Origin of the sequence: Brevibacterium sp. SMBL_HHYL_HB1 (assembly GCF_018208375.1) — a bacterium.
GTDB lineage: Bacteria > Actinomycetota > Actinomycetes > Actinomycetales > Brevibacteriaceae > Brevibacterium > Brevibacterium intestinavium.
The window spans coordinates 2,599,662-2,618,570 of record NZ_CP062936.1; the positions used below are offsets into that span (position 1 = coordinate 2,599,662).

Consider the following 18,909-nt stretch of genomic DNA (forward strand, 5'->3'; position numbering starts at 1 on the left):
TCAGGATCCCTCCGGATCGTTGAACCGACGGTTGTTGCGTTCGCGCTGTCTGCGCAGGCGCTCCCTGGCCTGTCGCTCGATCTCCGCCTGTGCCTGGAGGCGTTCGCGGCTCATCTCTCGAGCGCTGCGGGCCGGCAGGACAGTCGTCTCGGCGTCGCCCGGATCGATCTCATCGTCCGAAGCACGAGGTTCGACGACTCTGGTCTCGGCCTCCTCCGGATCCACGTGATCGACGACTCGGGTTTCGGCTTCTTCGGCCGAATCCGTCTCGATCCTGTCCGTCGGCACGCCCTCGGCATCGTCAGTGTCGTCGATGAGAGGTCCCGAGGTGAAACCTCGAGCGGGTAGGACAGTCGTCGACGCCTCCTCATCGGACTCGGGCTCATCCTTCGAGTCCAGGAACGACGGAAGGTCGCCTGCGTCTTCACCTTCCGATGCGGACGGTTCCTCGCGCAGATCCGCGCCGAGGTCGACCCGTTCGGTGGGAACGCCACCGGAGATCTCCACCTCGTCGTCGGTGATCGACTCCGGGATGAGACGGTCGCCGCTGACCGGCACGAACCGCGGTCCACGTTCATGCCGCGAATCCTCCCCCGCGGAGGGGCTCTCGGCTGCGGCTGAGTCGCTGGGCTCGGAGCCCTCATCGGTCGCAGGGTCGTCGTCTGCCGGGCTGTCAGCGTCGGCAGAGCCGTGATCATCAGCGGGATCTGCGCGGGCAGCAGACGAACCGCTGTCCGCAGCATCCTCGCCCTCGGCAGTCGCCCCGGCAGCAGCAGCACCCGCGGCGGCCGATCCGGCAGCGGCTCCGGCGGCGGTGGCGTCTCCAGCGGCAGAGTCATCGGTCTCAGAGGCCCCACCGGTGTCTGCCAGTGCCCCCTCGGCGGGGGTGCTGTCACGGCCGGCCAGGGTCTGGGGAAGCCGGCGGCGGATGGCTTCGAGGATCCGTTCGGTGAGTTCATCGGCTCCGACCGAGGCGTCGAGGACGACATAGCGGTCGGGTTCCTTGTGTGCGCGTGAGAGGTAGGTCTGGCGCACACGCTGGTGGAACTGCTGATTCTCCTCATCGAGGTAGTTGCTCTGCCCGCGCTTGCCCATCCGCTCGGCGGCCGCCTCGGGTTCGATGTCGAGCACGATCGTCAGATGCGGGACCAGCCCCTGGGTGGCCCACCGGCTCAGCGCCAGGATGGTCTTCTCATCGAAGTTGCGACCGGCGGCCTGGTAGGCGATGGTCGAGTCGATGTAGCGGTCGGTGATGACGATGTTTCCCTCGTCGAGATTGGGGTCGACCAGGGACGCAACATGGTGGGCACGGTCGGCGGCGAAGAGCAGCGCCTCCGTGCGGGTGCTCGGACGATCGGAGTCGAACAGGACCGAACGGATCTTCGTTCCCAGTTCGGTTCCGCCGGGCTCCCGGGTGGACTCCACGTGATAGCCGTCATCGGCCAGGGCGCGGGAGATCCGCTTGATCTGGGTGGTCTTTCCCGACCCGTCCCCGCCTTCGATGGCGATGAAGAATCCCGCGCCGAGTCGCTCGGCGGAGTTGCCGAGTCCGCCGGCGGCGTTATCGTTCTGATTCGGTGGACGGAAGCCGTGGACGATGTCGACCGACAGACCCTGCAGTTTGTGCGGGTCGAAGGTGAAGAGTCCGATGATGCCGGCGACGAGAGCCGCGACTCCGAAGATGATATAAGCGACGTCGCTGGGGGCGAGCACCCAATCAGGGCTCGCCCCGACTCCGACGCTTCCGCCGAGGTCGAAGGCGTTGATGACGATGGCCAGGGCCGCACCGCCGACCGCTCCGTACCTGCGGGAGAAGTCGTAGGGCTGAGCTCGCACGCCGATGCCGACGAGGAATGCGATCGCCGCGGACAGGACCACCTTGCCGGAGAGCTCCGAGATGGCCCCGGTCGCCAGCAGCAGCACGCCGGAGACCAGCAGGGCGAAGGTCGATACGCGGGGCCGCGACATGCCGGGCGCGAAGGTCGGCCCCATCTCGAATCCGATCGCCCAGCCGACGAGGCAGCAGGCGATGATGAGCGCGAAGCCGGCCTGCCCGTAATCATGCCCGACTGCTGTGGGCTGGGCGAGGATGAAGGTGGCGCCGAGTACGGCGAAGAGTCCGATGCACACCCACGGATTCGAGATCGCCTCCGGGGGGCGGGCCACGCGCGCCTTGAGCTCGGGGAAGGCCCCGGTCGTCGCGGTCTCCGCGTGCAGAGCGCGTTCGGGAGTGAGGAAGATGATGATCGATCCGATGGACATGCCGATGCCCACCAGCAACGACATCCATCCGAGCGCCTGGGTGCCGGCGGCGGAGCCGCCGAGGATCTGGAAGGCGCAGGAGACGAAGACGAGGACCGCGGCGGGAATGCCCACGCGGCGCCACGGCTTCTCGTTCGTGAACGGGTTGATGCTCATCAGCAGCCCCACGACGGCCCCGAGGAAGAGGGCCGCGACCCAGGTCAGCCAGGCGCTGGGCGCCAGGCTGAGGACGATGAGCAGGGCCGCTTCGATGATGGCGGAGATGCTCAGCGCGGTTTTGCGCACGGCGGGCGGCCGGGTGGCGAAGACCTTGCTGGGGATGAAGAGTCCGGTGCAGGAGAGGGCGAAGACGATGAGCAGCGACAGGCTGCCCATGCGATTGTCGAACCCTCCGGCGCTGATGGTCTCGGCCGTGGTGATGAACGCGCGTCCACCCACCGTGGCGAGGAATCCGCTGGTGCCTGCCACCACATAGCTGATCGCAACCAGAACGATCAGGGCTCCCCAGGCGGCGGTCTCGGTGACCAGGCGGCCTGGGGCTCCGGGCAGTCGGTGTCCTGTAGTCGTCAACATGCTCACAGCCCTACACTATCGGTCCCGACTGACATATCTCTTGGAACCCGGTGCGATCTCGGACAACCCGAACCGCGATCGCCCGCCGTCATCCTCTACTCTTGTTCTCGTGCACACAGTCAAGACAGCGATGACCTCCGTGGCCGCCCAGGGGCTGGGTCCGGTCGAGGAACTGGCCTTCGCCCGCATCCTCCTCGATTCCGTCAAGGCCGGTCGCAGAGGCGCGACGCTGCGGATGTATCGTCCCGCCCCGACCTTGGCCTTCGGTGCCCGCGACCGGTTCCTGCCCGGCTTTGCCACCGCCATCGAGGCGGCCAAGGACCACGGGTTCACTCCGGCGCTGCGCAGCCTCGGCGGTCGGGCCGCGGCGTACCATCCCGGCTCTCTGGTCATCGATCACATCGAACCGAGTGATTCCTTCATCACGAACACGACCGCCCGGTTCACCGGCTTCGGTCTCGACTACGTCGAGGTGCTGCGCGGGATCGGAATCGACGCCCGCCTCGGCGAGATCCCGGGCGAGTACTGTCCCGGTGAGCACAGCGTCAATGTCGCCGGCCGGATCAAGGCGATCGGCACGGCTCAGCGGGTGGTCTCCGGGGCCTGGCTGTTCTCCTCCTCGGTCGTCGTCGAGGACCCGGATCCGATCCGCGCCGTCCTCACGGATGTGGAGGCCGCCCTCGGCATCGAGTGGGACCCGTCCACGGGCGGTTCGATCAGCGAGATCCACCCCGAGGTCACCGTCGATGCCGTCACCGAGGCATTCGCGACCCACTATGCCTCGGCCGATCCGCTCTCGCCCGTCTCCCCCACCGCCGAGGAGCTGGCCGCGCTGTCCGGCTATGTGGGCAAGCACCTGCTCTGAGCTCACAGGAGGAAGAATGTCCGTCACCATCCGCGAAGCCGTCGAGGCCGATCTGCCGCAGATCCTCCGCCTCGTCCATGCGCTGGCCGTCTACGAGAGGGAACCGGACGCTGTCGAGGCCACCGAGGCGGACTTCGCCGCGGTGATGTTTCCGACCGAGGGCAGCCCGAACACGTTCGGACTCATGGCCGAAGTCGATGGGACAGTCATCGGCTTCGCCATCTGGTTCCACACCTTCTCGACCTGGACGGGCAGGAACGGTATCTGGCTCGAAGACCTCTTCGTCGATCCCGAGTACCGCGGATACGGTGCCGGCAAGGCGCTGTTGGGTCGGCTCGCACAGATCTGCCGCGATCGGGGGCTGACGCGTCTCGAATGGTGCGTGCTGAAGTGGAACACACCCTCGATCGGGTTCTACGAATCATTGGGCGCGAAGCCGCAGGACGAATGGGAGACCTACCGCGTCGACGGGCGGGCACTGGCCGAGTTCGCGAACTCGGCACAGCCCTGAGACCCGGCCGGTCACCCCGGCAGGTGCCGGCCGGTTCGGGGCGCCGGTGCTTCGACGTGAGGAAGGTTCGTCAGTCGTCTCAACTCACGGAGTCTTCGGCTTCGCCGTGGACTTCTTCGCCGCAGTGGACTCGGACGCCGCGGACTTCGACGACGCCGTCTTGGACGACGTTGATTTCGCCGTGGACTTCTTCGCCGCAGTGGTCTTCGACGCCGTCGTCTTCTTCGCGGTCGTCTTCTTCGCCGGGGACTTGCGCGTGGTCTTCTTCTTCGCCGGCCCCTTCGCCCGCTTCTCGGCCAGCAGGGTCGCCGCACGCTCGAGCGTCACGGCTTCGACGGAGTCGTCCTTGCGCAGGGTCGCGTTGGTCTCACCATCGGTGACATAGGGTCCGAAGCGGCCGTCCTTGACGACAACGGGCTTCTTCGTCTCCGGGTCCTCGCCGAGTTCCTTCAGCGGTGCTGCGGCACGACGGCCGCCTCGCTGCTTGGGTTCGGCGTAGATCTTCAGGGCCTCTTCGACGGTGATGGTGAAGATCTGCTCCTCATCGGTCAGCGACCGCGAGTCCGTGCCCTTCTTCAGGTACGGCCCGTAGCGCCCGTTCTGGGCGGTGATGTCCGTGCCCTCTTCGTCCTGACCGACCACGCGCGGCAGGCTGAGCAGCTTGAGAGCGGTCTCGAGATCGATCGAGTCCAGGTCCATCGACTTGAACAGGGATGCCGTCCGCGGCTTCGGCTTCTTCGCACCGCGCTTGGGTTTCTCCGCGGGCTCGGGCAGAACCTCGGAGACATAGGGACCGAAACGTCCGTTCTTCGCCACGATCGTGTGACCGGTCTCCGGGTCGACGCCGAGCTCGCGGTCCTCGCCGCCCTGGGTCTCGATGAGTTCGGCAGCCTTGGCCGCAGTCAGCTCATCGGGAGCCAGATCATCGGGCACCGAGACCCGCTTCGGGTCTCCTCCCTCCGTCTCGGCCGCGACCTCGAGGTAGGGTCCGTAGCGGCCGACACGCAGGTTCACGCCCTCGCTGATGGCGACGGTGTTGACCTCTCTGGCGTCGATGTCGCCGAGGTCGTCGACGATCGCCTTGAGGCCTTCACGATTCTGGTCCTGATCGCCGAAGTAGAAACCGGCCAGCCAGTCGTTGCGGTCCTCTTCGCCCACGGCGATCCGGTCGAGTTCGGATTCGAGATCGGCGGTGAACGCATAGTCGACCAGTCCGGTGAAGTGCTCCTCGAGCAGCCGCACGACCGAGAACGCCAGCCAGCTGGGCACGAGGGCATTGCCGCGAGTGAACACATATCCGCGGTCCTGGATGACCGAGATGGTGGCCGCATAGGTCGAGGGCCGCCCGATGCCGAGCTCCTCGAGCTGCTTGACCAGGCTCGCCTCGGTGAAGCGCGGCGGCGGAGCGGTGGTGTGACCATCGGCTTCGGCATTGATCACCGACAGGGCCTGCCCCTCTTCGACCTGGGGCAGACGCGACTCCCCGGACTTCGTGTCGTAGCGGGAGGCGTCCTGCCCCTCTTCGTAGGCGGCGAGGAAGCCGCGGAAGGTGATGACGGTGCCGCTGGCGCTGAACCCGGCTTCGTGGCCGTCGGCGAGTGCGGCGCTGACCTTGATCGTCGCGGTCTTGCCCTTGGCGTCGGCCATCTGGCTGGCCACGGTGCGCTTCCAGATCAGGTCGTAGAGACGGAATTCGTCACCGGACAGCTGTTTGGACACCTGTGCCGGGGTGCGGAACGAGTCACCGGCGGGGCGGATCGCCTCGTGGGCCTCCTGCGCGGACTTCTGCTTGCTCGCGTACTGGCGCGGCGACTGGGGCACGAATTCGGGACCGTAGAGTTCGGTCACCTGCTTCCGTGCGGCCGCGATGGCCTGGCCCGACAGTGCCGAGGAGTCGGTGCGCATATAGGTGATGTAGCCGTGTTCGTACAGCGACTGCGCCGTGCGCATGGCCTGACGGGCGCTCATGCGCAGCTTGCGTCCGGCCTCCTGCTGCAGCGTCGAGGTGGTGAATGGTGCGGCGGGACGGCGGGAGTAGGGCTTCGACTCCACCGAGGTCACGGACAGCGAATCCTTGGCGCCGCCGTTCAGTTCGGCGGCGAGGGCTTCGGCCCGGGCCTGATCGACCACCGTCACCGAGGTGTTCTTCAGCTTGCCCTTGTCGTCGAAGTCCCGGCCGGTGGCCACACGTGCCCCGTCGAGGGTGTTGAGGTTCGCGGCGAAGGGGTTCGACCCGTCGGGCAGTCCGAGGTCGATGTCGAGGTCCCAGTAGTCGGCGGGCACGAAGGCCATGCGTTCGCGTTCGCGTTCGACGACGAGGCGGGTGGCCACCGACTGCACACGTCCGGCGGAGAGTCCGGCACGGATCTTGCGCCACAGCACGGGTGAGACCTCGTAGCCGTAGAGGCGGTCGAGGATCCGGCGGGTCTCCTGCGCGTCGACGAGCGAGGTGTCGATGTCGCGGGTGTTCTCCAGTGCCCGTTCGATCGCCTCGGGCGTGATCTCGTGGAAGACCATGCGTTTGACCGGGATCTTCGGTTTGAGCACCTCGAGCAGGTGCCAGGCGATGGCCTCTCCCTCACGGTCCTCATCCGTTGCCAGATAGAGTTCGTCGGCGTCCTTGAGCAGACGCTTGAGCTCGGTGACCTTCTTCTTCTTGCCCGGGTCGATGCGGTAGTAGGGATCGAAGCCGTTGTCGACGTCGACGGCGAACTTGCCGTAGGGCCCCTTCTTCATATCGGCGGGCAGTTCCGAGGGAGTCGGCAGGTCACGGATATGACCGACGGAGGCCTCGACGTCATAACCATCGCCGAGGTATCCCACAATCGTTCGCGCCTTCGTCGGAGACTCGACGATGACGAGGCGACGGGGTTTCTTCTCGGTTGTGGTCACGCTTTCACATTCCTCTCACGGCACCTGTTGCACACTGCAACGGACGATCCGGCCCAATGTAACACTGTTGATTGGGCACGATACTCATCGGGCCGTTCGACCCGGACACGGCATCAACGGTTTACGATCCTATCCCTATTCCCGGCCGGCCCAGGGCACCTCGGTGTCTCAGGAGGCGCTGTCGGGCAGCAGCACGCCGGCCGCGGCCAAGGCTCTGACCTGGGCGATGAGCTGGTCTTCCAAGGCTGTGGCATCCACGTCGAGCAGCTGGGCCAGAGCCCCTGCCGTCTGGCGGACGGTCAGTGATCCGTCGGCGACGGAGACGAATCCGGCCAGCGCCGTGTCGAGGTCGAAGACCTGCCCGAATCCGATGCCCTGCTCCAGGGTGATCGAACTCGGTTCGGACTGGCCGGGCACGAAATGCCGGTGTTCGACGAGGTCCGGGGACCGGGTGAAGGCGGTGGCGGCGATCTCCTCCGGGCCGGCCGAGGCCAGCCAGGACCTGATGGCGAAGACCGTGGTGAGGAACTCGGCGAGTCCGTGCGGGTTGTTCGCCGGCGCCGAGGTGACCCGCTCCCGCGCCCGGAACACGCCGTCGTCCGCGCTCTGCGACCTGGCCATGAACACATAGCCGAAGACGACCTGTTCGACGCTGCGGGAGGCGAAGTCATCGAGCCAGTCGGCGATGGCGCAGTCCCAGGCCGGTGTGGCACGGGCGATCCCTCCGTCGCGGATCCACGTCTCGGCGTAGGCGACCGGGTCGAGGGCCTCGCGTTCGATGACGAGCACAGAGGTGTCGGCCTCACCCACCCAGGCCTCCGGTCCCTCGTCGTTGCCCGAGGTGGTCTCCCAGTTGCCCAGGCACACGCTGCGACCGCCCGGGGTCAGGACCGCGGGGACGGCGGTGAACAGCCGTCGGACCAGAGCGTCTCCGGTCATCCCCGCGTCCCGGTACTCGAAGGTCGTGCCCGTGCTGCGCGGAGTGATGACGAACGGCGGGTTCGATACGAGCAGATCGACACGCTCCGTCAGCGGGTCGAGCAGTGACCCGTGCCGGAACTCGATCGTGCTCACCCCGTTGATCTCGGCCGACAGCGCAGCCAGTGACAGGGCACGATGTGAGACGTCGGTGGCGATGACCCGTCTGCTGTGGCGGGCCAGCAGCAGGGCCTGGATGCCGCAGCCGGTGCCGATGTCGGCGGCCACGTCGACCTGGTCTCGCGGGGTCAGGTTCACCAGGGTCCGTCCCGCCCCACCGAGGCCGAGCACGTACTCGCGGCCGAGGGTCTCCGGGGTGACGAGTGTGCCGTGATCGGCCACCAGGTAGAGGTTCTCGTCCCCGGTGCGGAAGCCGCGCGGCACACCCACCGGCAGGTCATAGGGGGTGAGAGCGAACGGGGCGATCGCCTCGCCTGCCTCGATGTCGATCAGCCCCGCCTCGGCGGCGGTGTCGACGGTCTCGCCGAGCACCTGCCGAACGTCTGCGACAGCGACGCGGCGGTGGAAGTGGAACAGCAGCGCCAGACTCGCCAGACCGCGATCGAAGGCGCCGGCCGTCTCCGCGGCCAGCACGTCGGTGCAGTGGTGGATGGCGGGAGCGGCGTTGTTGCGCGTCAGCGCCTCCGAGGCCGCCGAGCCCCAGAACTGCCGCAGCCGCGGTTCGGTGTATCCGGCACGGTAGAGGGCCTCGCCCAGGCGGGTCAGCGGAAGATCAGTCACAGAAGAATCCTAACGACTGCGCCATAATTGACCCATGGCCTCCTCTGCTCTCCTCGACATCGTCACCGGTTTCGGTGCCCGGGATGAGCGCATCGTCCACGTCCGCGACATCCCGCAGCGCTTCGAGTCCGACGCCGAATGGCCCGAATGGATCGATGAGGAGCTCCGGCACGCCTGCCACGCCATCGGCGTCGACTCCCTGTGGCAGCACCAGCTCGAGGCCGCGGCCACGGCCAGGGACGGCTCCGATGTCGTCATCGCCACCCCGACGGCATCGGGCAAGTCCTTGGGCTTCTGGCTGCCGGTGCTCGAATCGATCCAGGCCAGCCGTGACAGGCTGCGCACCGACTCGGCCATCTACATCGCCCCGACCAAAGCGCTGGCGGCCGATCAGCTGGCCAAGCTCGAACGGTTCATCGTCCGCGGGATGCGTCCAGCCGCGTATGACGGGGACACCTCGCAGGCGTCGAAGGACTGGGCCAGGCGGCATGCGAACATCGTGTTCACCAATCCGGACATGCTCCACCGGTTCATCCTGCCTCAGCACGAACGCTTCACCCGCCTGTTCAAGTCCCTGCGCTACATCGTCGTCGACGAGGCTCACCGCTACCGCGGAGTGTTCGGCTCCCATGTGGCCCTGATCCTCCGCCGTCTGCTGCGCATCGCCGTCCACTACGGTGCCGCTCCGGTCGTGATCGGCGCCTCGGCGACGATGGCCGAACCCGATGCGGCCTTCGCCAAGCTCACCGGCCGCGACGTTCATGCCGTGACCGCCGACTCCTCCCCGCGGGCCTCGGGCAGCTTCGCCCTGTGGGAGCCCCCGGTCTCCCCCGGCGGGGACCGGCGCAGCGGTCTGGTCGAAGCCGCCGACGTCATCACCGATTCGATGTGCGCCGGTTACCGATCGATCACCTTCATCGCCTCCCGTCGCGGCACCGAGGCGCTGGCCCAGACCGTGCGCGACCAGCTCGGGCAGATCGACGAATCGCTGACCGGCAAGGTCGCCGCCTACCGGGGCGGCTATCTGGCCGAGGAGCGACGAATGCTCGAGACGGCTCTGCGTTCGGGCCAGCTTCTGGCCGTGGCATCGACGAGCGCCTTGGAATTGGGCATCGACATCTCCGGTCTCGACCTCGTCATCATCTCCGGGTGGCCGGGGACCCTGGCCTCGCTGTGGCAGCAGGCGGGGCGGGCCGGTCGGGCCGGACAGCGGTGGATGGCCGTGTTCATCGCCCGTGACGACCCGCTCGACACCTATGTCGTCCACCACCCCGAGGTCATCTTCGACTCGCCCGTCGATGCCGGGGTCATCCACCCGGGCAATCCGCATGTGCTCTCCGGTCATCTGTGTGCAGCCGCCGCCGAGGTGCCTCTGAAGTCGGCGGATCTTACGCACTTCCCGGTCAACTCGCCCGAGGTCGTCGATGACCTCGTCGAGAAGAGGATGCTGCGGGCCCGTCCGACCGGATGGTTCTGGGCCAAGGACACCCCGGCTGCCGATCTGGCCGACATCCGCGGGACCGGAGGCGGCCAGTTCACCCTCGTGGAGGCGAGCACCGGGACCCTGCTGGGCACGGTCGACGAGTCCGGAGCGCACACGGGCGCCCATCCGGGAGCCGTCTACACTCATCAGGGCGTCGACTTCATCGTGCTCGATCTCGACCTCGAGGAGAAGATCGTCGCGGTCGAACGCACCGAGGTCGACTACACCACCCAGCCGCGGTCGCAGACGGAGATCGCGATCGTGAGCACCGACTCCCAGCGGGTCCTGCCCTCGGGCACGGCCGTGTGCAGCGGCACCGTCGACGTCAAGGACCAGGTCGTCGCCTACCGGATGCGGGCGAAGAGGGGCGGTGCGATCATCGCCGAGCACGAACTCGATCTGCCCGAACGCACTCTGCAGACGAAGGCCGTGTGGTGGACGATCCCGCAGACGGTGCTCGACGACGCCGAGGTCGCCTCCGGCGACCTGCCCGGAGCCGTGCATGCCGCCGAACACGCCTCCATCGGTCTCCTGCCGCTCTTCGCCGGTTGCGACCGGTGGGACATCGGCGGGGTCTCGACGGCGCTGCACGCGGATACGGGACTGGCTACGGTGTTCGTCTACGACGGGCTGGCCGGAGGAGCCGGCTTCGCCGAACGCGGCAGCGAGGTCATCGAGGACTGGCTGTCGGCGACGCGGTCGGCCATCGCGGCCTGCGAATGCGTCGACGGGTGCCCGTCCTGCGTGCAGTCACCGAAATGCGGAAACGGCAACGAGCCCTTGGACAAGGACGCCGCACTGCGTCTGCTGCGCACCGTGCTCGACTGAGCGCGTCATTTTCCGGCCACGGCCTTCTCCCTGACCTTCGGAAGCGGACCCGGTATGTCGACGTCGACCGCGACATAGGCCGACTGTTCGCTCAGCGAGGCACGGCAGTCGCTCATCTGGCCACCATTGCGTTCGACCACCTCCTCGGCGATCTCACAGGGCTCGCCCGTGGCCAGTCCGCGCACGGCATCCGCGGCAGCCAGTGCTGCCAGGTCCGCGGCGTTCTGGGCCCGGCTGTGGGCGACGAAGGCCTGACCGAGGCTGCCGATCGCGGTCACGAGCACGAACACGATGGAGCAGAGCCCGACGACGATGTTCGTCATGACGGTTCGCCTCTGTCCCCTTCGTACCTGGCAGTGGCGGAGGCATCGACGGTATCGAGGAAGAAGATCGCGGCCGGCAGGCTGATGGTGACCGTGACGACCGAGTACCCGCCATCGGCGCGGACCGACACCGTCGATGACGTCCCCGCATGCTTCCTCGCTTCGGCCACGACGGCAGCCTGGGGCTCGCCTCGGGCGATCTCGCGGGCGGCCGATCGTGCCGCGTCGAAGGCGCGCAGCTGGGAGAAGCCGACCGCGGCGGCTCCCGTGAGCAGAACGACCAGGACCACGATGGCCGGCATGACCACGGCGAATTCGGCGGTCGCCGTGCCCGAGTCCTGCTCCTGGTCCGTCAACCGCTGACGGGAGCGCCCGCGTTCCATCTCGGTTCAGCTTCCCATTCCGAGTGCCGTCTGGATGACCCCGGTGACGAGTTCCTTGATCGGTTCGGATTTGAGGATCACGACGAGCAGGGCTGCGAATCCGCAGGCGGCAAGCGTGGTGATAGCGTATTCGGCGGTGGTCGCTCCGGTGTCGGCTCCCCAGAACTCGTCGGCGGCCTCGTGGTCAGCGACCGGTTCGGCGGGTGGGGCCTCGGTCTCCGGTGCGGATGACGTGGTGCTCATGCTCTCCTCCTTGGCAGCGGATCCGTTCGCACTCTGCGAGCGGATCTTCAGCCTGCGAGGCAGGACGTGAGCCTGTCCAGAGGAGAGAACCGGCCTGTGGATACCGTTCGGCCGTCCACAGGCCATGGACGTTCGAGTGGTGATGCCGTCCACAGTCGTCGGCGTCGAAGTCGCGGTTCAGGAGTTGCTCGCCCAATCGTCGCGGAGAATGCCCATGATCACCTCGTCGTGGCGGCGCCCGTTGAAGAACACGGCCTCACGGCGACGGCCTTCCTCGACGAATCCGGCCTTCGCATAGGAGGCGATGCCGCGGGTGTTGAACGCCCAGGTCTGCAGCTCGATGCGATTGAGTCCCAACTGCAGGAAGCCGTAATTTACGGCCAGGCGCACGGCGTCGGAGCCGTAGCCGCGGCCGTGGAACTCAGGGCCGAGCACGATGGCCAGAGTCGCGGACTGGTTGATCGGATTGCGTCCGTAGAGGGTGACATGGCCGACGAACTCCTCGGTGTCGATGAGTTCGATGCTCAGGCCCACGGCGTCGCTCGAGGTGTTCGCACTCCACTGGGAGAACTGTTCCGAGACTCCCCCTTCGGGCCGCGGCAGGACCGTGTGGTTCTGCAGCACGACGATCGAGGGGTCGTACCACCACTGTTCGAGATAGGGCAGGTCGTCCTCACGCAGGGGACGCAATCGCACGGATCGACCGACGAAGAGCTTCTCAGCGTATTCTTCCGCCTGTTCGACGCTGGACAGTTGGCTGAAGGGTGTGACCGGTGACATGTGTCGAGCCTATCGGCCGTTCCTGAAAACCGGTTCAGCTCCCGTTCAGAAGAACACGGTCTCCAGATCCGACAGGAGGGAGATGACGACCGGCACGACGGACAGCAGCAGGAAGGCCGGCAGGATGCACACACCCAAGGGCAGGACCAGCCGCACCCCCAGCGCCGCTGCGGCCTCCTGCTGTCGACGTCGGGAGGAGTCACGCAGCTCCTTGGCCACGGATTCGATGAGCGGAGCCGGACCGACTCCGGTGTGCTCGGAGAATTCGAAGACCTCGAGAACCGGCAGCAGCCGGTCGTCCTCTGCCAGTTTCCGACCGCCGATCGTCATCGCTCTCCCGATCCGCTGGAGCCCGGAACGGTCCTCGGTCGCCTCGGCCGTCAGAGCCAGGGCGACGGGAATCGGCAGGCCCGAGGTCAGACAGATCGCCACGAGGTCGAGATCGAACGCCAGCTGATCATCGGCCACGGACGGGCCGGTGCGCTCTGAGACCGAACCGGTCCCGTGGTCTGTTCCGGAGCCGGGCCCGTCACCGGGCCGGCCGAGCAGCCCCTGCAGGCGGGACTGGGGCGTGTCCGACCACAGCAGCACCCCGATCGCGACGAAGGCTGCGATGAGCACGGGCAGCATCACGATCACCGCTGCGCCCGCAGCATCATCGTCCTCATCCACCAGCGCCCGAGTGCGTAGAGGGCCACACCCCCACCGAGGCTCAGCTGCCCGGGCAGGCCGGTGGCCAGCTGAGCGGGTTCGACTCCGATGAGCAGCCCCAGGCCGATGCCGATGAGCGGCAGCCAGCTGAGCACCCGCACCGTCGACTTCGGTCCGGCCATCGCGATCCGGCGTTCGCGTTCCGCGTCGAGCGCGTCGCGCTGGGCGGAGGCGTAGCGCAGGATCATCTCGGCCGCGGGCGCTCCGGAGCGTTCGGACACGGTCCACACGGCAGCCATCCCCGCCAGCACTTCGGCGGCTGGCCCGGGCAGTGCGGCGCTGCGGGTGGCGATGGCCCGGCCCGGCTCCTCCCCCAGGGAGATCGCTCGCGAGATCGGCGCCAGGGCCTCGTTCTGGCGGCTCAGGGTCGCCATCACCGCCTGCGGGGTCATCCCGACCCTGAGCAGATGGGCGCAGTACTCGACCGCGGCGATCGCCCACAGTCTCTCGGCCTGCGAATCCGCCGGCGTCCCGCCTCGGCGAAAGAGCCCACGTGCCGGCCGCCCGGCATCATCGTCGTCGTCACGGGGCAGAAGCTGCCGCAGACGCGCGCCCGGGTCCGAGGGGGCGGCAAGAACGATGCCTGCGACCACGAGAACGGCGGTGAGGACGATCATCCGGCCGACTTCTGCTCGAGCACGGCTTCGAACCGTGCCAGTGCCCGCCGGTTGACGGTCCCTCCGGACGATGGTGAGGGCCTGCCCCACACCGGTTCCATCACCACCCCATCGGCTCCCGTCCGGGTCGGGATCGCCAGTTCCGTCACGCCCCGCTCGGAGCCGGACCGGCGCAGATGGACGACGAGATCGATGGCCGTGGAGAACTGCGAATACACTGCGGCAGGGCTCATGCTCGCCAGCGCCCCGAGGGCGGCGACCCGGCTGGGCACGGCATCGGCGGTGTTCGCATGGATCGTCGCACACCCTCCCTCGTGGCCGGTGTTGAGAGCGGTGAGCATGTCCCTGACCTCCGCCCCACGGCACTCACCGACGACGAGGCGGTCGGGCCGCATCCGCAGGGCGTTGCGCACCAGATCGGTCAGGGTCACTTCCCCACCGCCTTCGACATTGGCCTGCCGGGCGGCGAGCTGGACGACATGCGGATGGGTGACGATGAGTTCGCGGGAGTCTTCGACGATGACGATGCGCTGATCGGCCCCGACCTGTGAGAGCAGGGCACCGAGCAGGGCCGTCTTGCCCGTCCCGGTGCCTCCGGAGATGAGGATGTTCGCCCGTGCCTCCACCGCCTCGGCGAGCAGGGGGCTGATCTCGTCGGGGACGAACCCCTCGGCGCACAGCTGGGAGAAGGGGAATCCGGAGCGTTTGGGCACCCGGAACGAGATCGTGGTCGTCTCTGCCGAGATCGGTGGGACGATCGCGTTCATCCGCACCCCGTCGGGCAGGCGCACATCGACATAGGGGCTGGCATCGTCGAGGCGACGTCCGCCGAGCGCGGCCAGCCGCACCGCCAGGGACCTCACCTCGTCCTCGGACCCCAGGGACAGGTCGAGCAGCTGGGGGCCGTCGCCGGTGTCGGCGAAGATCTCCCGGGGACCGTTGACGAACACGTCGGTCGTGCCCGGCACTTCGAGCACGGACTGCAGGGGCCCGGCCCCGGACAGCTGTGCCGACAGCCGGGTGACGAGCTCGAGCAGGGCAGACGAGCCGAGGACGCGTCCGGTGCGTTGGACCGCCTCGGCGACGGCCGCAGTGGTCACGGGTCCCGGTTTGTCGAGCAGGGTCTTGCGGACCTCGGCGACGAGGGAGGCGTCGAGCCATTCGCTCATTCCACCCACTCCCCCAGCAGCCGATCGACGAGGCGGCCGAGGTGGGCGCCTCCGGGGATGCCCTCACCGCGGTCGACGGCGGCGGACAGTCCGCGGTCATCGCGGATGCTGCCGGCCAGGCTCAACCCGATGGAATCGGCGAGGAGTTCGGAGTCGAGGCCGCCGGCTCCGGTCTCGCGGACGACGAGGCGGACATCCGGGTGCGCCTGCGAGAGTCGTTTGGCGACCTGGGAGGCGGCCACAGCGGAGCGGACCCGGGCCGGGGATACGAGCAGCACGTGGTGGCAGCGCCGGGTCCACTGGGGTGGGGCGTGGCGGGGTAGGTCGACGATGACGAGGTCGAAGGCCTGACCGGCTGCGGCGAGGAAATCGTCGAACACGTCCGGATCGAGGTCGACGGTGTCATCACGGCCCCAGGACAGCAGAGCCAGTCCATCATGGCGGGGCAGCGCATCGGCCAGCGTCGAGGGGCGCAGCTGTCCGCGGGAGGCGCTGAGGTCGGTCCAGCGGGGTCCGGGGACCTGCTCGGCTCCGAGGACGAGGTCGAGGCCGCCGCCGAGCGGATCGGCGTCGACGAGCACGGTGCTGTGATCGGCACCGGCCCGTCGGGCGAGCGCACAGGCGAGGACGGAGGCTCCGGCACCGCCGCATCCGGCGACGACTCCGACAGTGGTGCCCGGGGCGACGGGAGGTTCGATGGCCGCGATCATCCGTCCGCTCAGCCATTCTGCGGCCGCCGGCAGCACGGCCAGTTGGTCCACGCCGAGCTGGGCCGCCTTCGCCCAGGTCGAGCCGGGTTCGTCGTCGTCGAGGACGACGAGGATGCGGTCGGCGCGGTCGGTCACGGGGGCTTCCCTGACATCCTCGCCGAGGAGGATGAGAGAAGCCGACTGCCATCCTCCTGAGTCGGGAGGCAGAACGGTGAGCATCACCCCGAGGCTTTCGGCCACCCGGGCGCATTCCTCGGTGATCGCGCCGAGGTCGGTGATGAGGGCTACTTGCATGTGCCGAGCCTGTCGCGGGCCTCGATGTGAGCACCAGATCAGGGTGGGCCCCTGTGGATACGACGGCGAAGGGGCGCCTCCTGTGAGTTCGAGTCACAGGAGGTGCCCCTTTCGGTGCGCCTGGGTCGTCGCCCCTGGTCAGCGTCGGTTTTCGTCTCGGGCCTTCGCAGGGTGCGGGGCCTGCCCGCACCGTCTGGCCCACGCTGTGTCCACAGCTGCGACGTTCGAGTCGGTGCTCACCGGGTCGACGGCACCCGCCGGTTCAGCCGCGCTGGATTCCTTCGATATTGCGCAGGATCCCTTCCTTGCCGTCGGTGTCACGGACCTTGAACCAGGATCCGTTGTCCTCGAGGCTGAGATACCAATCGCCGGGGTAGATCGTGAACACCGGCATTCCCGTGGTCGGGTCGACGGCTTCGCGAGGTTCGGGCACGGCGAACCAGAACGCCTGGATGATGGGGCGACCGGCGTCCTGACGGTTGTCCTGCCCGGCGTCGCTGGGCACCGGTTCGCTGTCGATGGCCGTCTGCGTCACGGTGTCCTCGTCCGTCCGGGCGGAACCTGGTCCCGCGTCGTCATGTGCTCCCGCCCGGTCGCCGTAGGAGGCGACGGGCACGTACTGAGTCGGCTCCTCGCTCTCGGCAGCGGCCGTCGGCTCCGCGGCGGCAGCCGACCGCCCTTGAGAGGTCTGACCGCTTGACGACAAGGATTCGTCGCCGGCGGCGTTCGTGTCCGAGGACTTCGAATTGACCTTCGACACGAGGTCGCTGCTGTCCGCCGGAGAGACGACTGTCGAGGCTTCCTCGTCGGTCGAGTCCGCGTCTGCGACCGGCTCGTCTGTCTGCGGGCTGCCAGCCTCGTTGGCTTCCTCGGAGTCCGGGGCGGCGTGGCGACCGCGACGACGTTCGGAATCCGAATTCGCCGCGGCTCCGGCGGCTGCCGCTCCGGCACCGAGGGCACCGGCTCCGGCAGCTGCCGCCGCACCGGAGGGCGAATCGTCACCGCTGTCCGCGACCTGCTGCTCGGGTGCGGAGGGCTGAGCGGAGGCGAAGGTCTGCTCGTCACGGGCATCGGCCTGCTCGCGGCCCGCGTCGAAGCCGAAGGCCTGAGTGGGCTCGGCCTGCGAATGCTGCGGGGCATCCGAATCGCGTGCGCCGAGGTAGGTCTGACCGTCACCGGTGCTGTGCGTCGGCCGCTCGGACGAGTCGCCCGACGCCTCTGCCGAATCATCGGCAGCCTTCGCTTCGCCGGCCGGCGACGCGGGGTCCTGCTCGGCGGTTCGGCCCTCGGCCGGTGCCGAATAGGCGCTCGCCTGGCGCTCAGCATCTTGTTCCTGCGGCGGTGCGTAGGGGCTGGGACGCTGACCGTCGTCCGGCTGCCCGAACCGCTGGTGGTCAGGCTGCCCGTATGCCTGTGCGCCGGGCTGCTGGCCGACAGGCTGCCCGTACTGCTGTGCGCCGGGCTGATCGGGGGCGGCGAACTGGCTCTGCTGTCCGAACTGATCGGGTCCGGGCTGGACGGGTCCACCCGGCTGGCTCGCACCGGCTGGGGCCGTGCCGTAGGGAGCGAATCCGGGTGCACCGCCGGGCACATTGGCCACGGGGGCCGGGTGCGGCGTGTGCTTGGACACCGGTCGGGCCTTCGGGTGGCTCTCGATGTCTTCGCGACCGGTGAATTCGCGGGCGAAGAAGGGGATCACGGTGAACACGCCGGCGAAGAAGGCAAGCAGCGCGGCGAAGAACGCCAGGTAGGCGCCCACATGCCAGTAGATCACCGAGGTGAGCAAGTCGATGAAGGCGTAGGTGAAGGCCATCGCCGAGAGCACCGAGATGAACTGGTCGAGGCTGAGCGAGCCGACCCGCAGTCGCCCACTGCCGAGCTTGTTGACGAGCACGGCCGTCGCCAGCAGCAGAATCGCCAGAACGTTGAAGACGAGTGCGCCCATGTCCGCGACGTTCCAGTGCCACAGGGTCATAGTGTCGAACCCGTAATCGCGGTACGGCACGAACAGTGTGATGAGGGCGAGCAGACCCGCGAAGAGAAGGAACAGATCACGCAGAGTCAACGGACCGATGAGTCCGGGGCCCGACGCCTGCTTCGGCGCAGGTGCCGCGCCGAACTGGCCCGGCGCAGATCCGTAGGGTCCGGGGGCGGCCCCGTAGGGACCCGGAGCCGAACCATAGGGCCCGGGCGCAGATCCGTACTGGGCAGGTGCGGAGCCATAGGGGCCCGGGGCCGATCCGTACTGGGCAGGACCGGAGCCGTAGGGGCCCGGTGCCGAGGCGTTCTGACCGGGTGCAGAACCGTAGGGCGCAGAGCCGTACTGCTGCCCGGGTGCGGAGCCGTAGGCCGGACCGGGAGCCGACCCGAACGGCCCCGGGCCCGGTCCGTGGGCCGATGGCTGGCCGCCGGGCTGGGGCATGTTCTGCCCCGGCTGCTGCGGGGGCTGATCCTGCCACGGCTGTGGTCCGGACCCGGTTGGATGCTGCGGCGAACTCATCGCTTACTCCACTCGATCTCGGGGAAAGGGAACAGTGTTGCTGTGT

At 68.1% G+C, this 18,909-nt stretch carries 15 protein-coding genes; 3 read left to right on the forward strand and 12 right to left on the reverse strand.

Annotation, left to right across the window (positions count from 1 at the left end):
- The gene (tmk, locus tag IG171_RS12085; RefSeq protein WP_212127687.1) at positions 1-2,835 is read right to left on the reverse strand and encodes a dTMP kinase; all 2,835 of its coding nucleotides are present in this window, start codon (positions 2,833-2,835) and stop codon (positions 1-3) included.
- 109 nt (positions 2,836-2,944) lie between these two features.
- On the opposite strand from tmk, the gene IG171_RS12090 reads away from it, so the two are divergent.
- Together IG171_RS12090 and IG171_RS12095 are read left to right on the forward strand one after the other, a co-directional pair.
- On the forward strand, positions 2,945-3,700 hold the full coding sequence (locus IG171_RS12090; RefSeq protein WP_249203668.1) for a lipoate--protein ligase family protein: 756 nt from the start codon (positions 2,945-2,947) through the stop codon (positions 3,698-3,700).
- Between the two features lie 16 nt (positions 3,701-3,716).
- Positions 3,717-4,211, forward strand: coding sequence for a GNAT family N-acetyltransferase (locus IG171_RS12095; protein ID WP_212127688.1), 495 nt, complete (start codon positions 3,717-3,719; stop codon positions 4,209-4,211).
- An 84-nt stretch (positions 4,212-4,295) separates the two neighbouring features.
- Here IG171_RS12095 and topA read toward each other — a convergent pair whose 3' ends face one another.
- Together topA and IG171_RS12105 are read right to left on the reverse strand one after the other, a co-directional pair.
- Entirely contained in the window at positions 4,296-7,103 is a 2,808-nt protein-coding gene (topA, locus tag IG171_RS12100) for a type I DNA topoisomerase (RefSeq protein WP_212127689.1), read from the reverse strand.
- A 168-nt stretch (positions 7,104-7,271) separates the two neighbouring features.
- On the reverse strand, positions 7,272-8,822 hold the full coding sequence (locus tag IG171_RS12105; protein ID WP_249203669.1) for a class I SAM-dependent methyltransferase: 1,551 nt from the start codon (positions 8,820-8,822) through the stop codon (positions 7,272-7,274).
- Between the two features lie 34 nt (positions 8,823-8,856).
- Between IG171_RS12105 and IG171_RS12110 the strand changes: the two genes are divergently transcribed.
- A complete protein-coding gene (locus IG171_RS12110) occupies positions 8,857-11,133 on the forward strand; it encodes a DEAD/DEAH box helicase (RefSeq protein WP_212127690.1) in 2,277 nt (758 codons plus the stop codon).
- Between the two features lie 5 nt (positions 11,134-11,138).
- On the opposite strand, the gene IG171_RS12115 is transcribed toward IG171_RS12110, so the two are convergent.
- The 9 genes from IG171_RS12115 to IG171_RS12155 all read right to left on the reverse strand — a co-directional run bounded on the left by IG171_RS12115 (position 11,139) and on the right by IG171_RS12155 (position 18,863).
- Positions 11,139-11,456, reverse strand: coding sequence for an Rv3654c family TadE-like protein (locus IG171_RS12115; RefSeq protein ID WP_212127691.1), 318 nt, complete (start codon positions 11,454-11,456; stop codon positions 11,139-11,141).
- Positions 11,453-11,839, reverse strand: coding sequence for a TadE family protein (locus tag IG171_RS12120; protein WP_212127692.1), 387 nt, complete (start codon positions 11,837-11,839; stop codon positions 11,453-11,455). The genes IG171_RS12115 and IG171_RS12120 overlap by 4 nt, the downstream gene beginning before the upstream one ends.
- Before the next feature lie 6 nt (positions 11,840-11,845).
- Positions 11,846-12,082: a DUF4244 domain-containing protein gene (locus tag IG171_RS12125; RefSeq protein WP_212127693.1), complete on the reverse strand. Its 237-nt coding sequence runs from the start codon at positions 12,080-12,082 to the stop codon at positions 11,846-11,848.
- A 177-nt stretch (positions 12,083-12,259) separates the two neighbouring features.
- Positions 12,260-12,862 carry a GNAT family protein gene (locus IG171_RS12130; protein ID WP_212127694.1) on the reverse strand — a complete coding sequence of 201 codons (603 nt, stop codon included), beginning with the start codon at positions 12,860-12,862 and terminating at the stop codon, positions 12,260-12,262.
- 45 nt (positions 12,863-12,907) lie between these two features.
- Positions 12,908-13,534, reverse strand: a complete 627-nt coding sequence (locus IG171_RS12135; protein ID WP_249203670.1) for a type II secretion system F family protein — start codon at positions 13,532-13,534, stop codon at positions 12,908-12,910.
- Positions 13,498-14,190: a type II secretion system F family protein gene (locus tag IG171_RS12140; RefSeq protein WP_212127695.1), complete on the reverse strand. Its 693-nt coding sequence runs from the start codon at positions 14,188-14,190 to the stop codon at positions 13,498-13,500. The genes IG171_RS12135 and IG171_RS12140 overlap by 37 nt, the downstream gene beginning before the upstream one ends.
- Positions 14,187-15,359 carry a TadA family conjugal transfer-associated ATPase gene (locus IG171_RS12145; protein WP_212127696.1) on the reverse strand — a complete coding sequence of 391 codons (1,173 nt, stop codon included), beginning with the start codon at positions 15,357-15,359 and terminating at the stop codon, positions 14,187-14,189. Before IG171_RS12145 ends, IG171_RS12140 begins: the two co-directional genes overlap by 4 nt.
- The gene (ssd, locus tag IG171_RS12150) at positions 15,356-16,363 is read right to left on the reverse strand and encodes a septum site-determining protein Ssd (RefSeq protein ID WP_212127697.1); all 1,008 of its coding nucleotides are present in this window, start codon (positions 16,361-16,363) and stop codon (positions 15,356-15,358) included. Before ssd ends, IG171_RS12145 begins: the two co-directional genes overlap by 4 nt.
- Before the next feature lie 262 nt (positions 16,364-16,625).
- Positions 16,626-18,863 carry a hypothetical protein gene (locus tag IG171_RS12155; RefSeq protein WP_212127698.1) on the reverse strand — a complete coding sequence of 746 codons (2,238 nt, stop codon included), beginning with the start codon at positions 18,861-18,863 and terminating at the stop codon, positions 16,626-16,628.
- Positions 18,864-18,909: the final 46 nt, after the last annotated feature.

What these genes read in the sequence shown, in the direction of transcription:
- tmk (WP_212127687.1), bottom strand. Translation starts at nt 2,835, where the DNA reads ATGTTGACGACTACAGGACACCGACTGCCCGGAGCCCCAGGCCGCCTG.
- IG171_RS12095 (WP_212127688.1), top strand. Translation starts at nt 3,717, where the DNA reads ATGTCCGTCACCATCCGCGAAGCCGTCGAGGCCGATCTGCCGCAGATC.
- IG171_RS12110 (WP_212127690.1), top strand. Translation starts at nt 8,857, where the DNA reads ATGGCCTCCTCTGCTCTCCTCGACATCGTCACCGGTTTCGGTGCCCGG.
- IG171_RS12115 (WP_212127691.1), bottom strand. Translation starts at nt 11,456, where the DNA reads ATGACGAACATCGTCGTCGGGCTCTGCTCCATCGTGTTCGTGCTCGTG.
- IG171_RS12120 (WP_212127692.1), bottom strand. Translation starts at nt 11,839, where the DNA reads ATGGAACGCGGGCGCTCCCGTCAGCGGTTGACGGACCAGGAGCAGGAC.
- IG171_RS12125 (WP_212127693.1), bottom strand. Translation starts at nt 12,082, where the DNA reads ATGAGCACCACGTCATCCGCACCGGAGACCGAGGCCCCACCCGCCGAA.
- IG171_RS12130 (WP_212127694.1), bottom strand. Translation starts at nt 12,862, where the DNA reads ATGTCACCGGTCACACCCTTCAGCCAACTGTCCAGCGTCGAACAGGCG.
- IG171_RS12140 (WP_212127695.1), bottom strand. Translation starts at nt 14,190, where the DNA reads ATGATCGTCCTCACCGCCGTTCTCGTGGTCGCAGGCATCGTTCTTGCC.
- IG171_RS12145 (WP_212127696.1), bottom strand. Translation starts at nt 15,359, where the DNA reads ATGAGCGAATGGCTCGACGCCTCCCTCGTCGCCGAGGTCCGCAAGACC.
- ssd (WP_212127697.1), bottom strand. Translation starts at nt 16,363, where the DNA reads ATGCAAGTAGCCCTCATCACCGACCTCGGCGCGATCACCGAGGAATGC.
- IG171_RS12155 (WP_212127698.1), bottom strand. Translation starts at nt 18,863, where the DNA reads ATGAGTTCGCCGCAGCATCCAACCGGGTCCGGACCACAGCCGTGGCAG.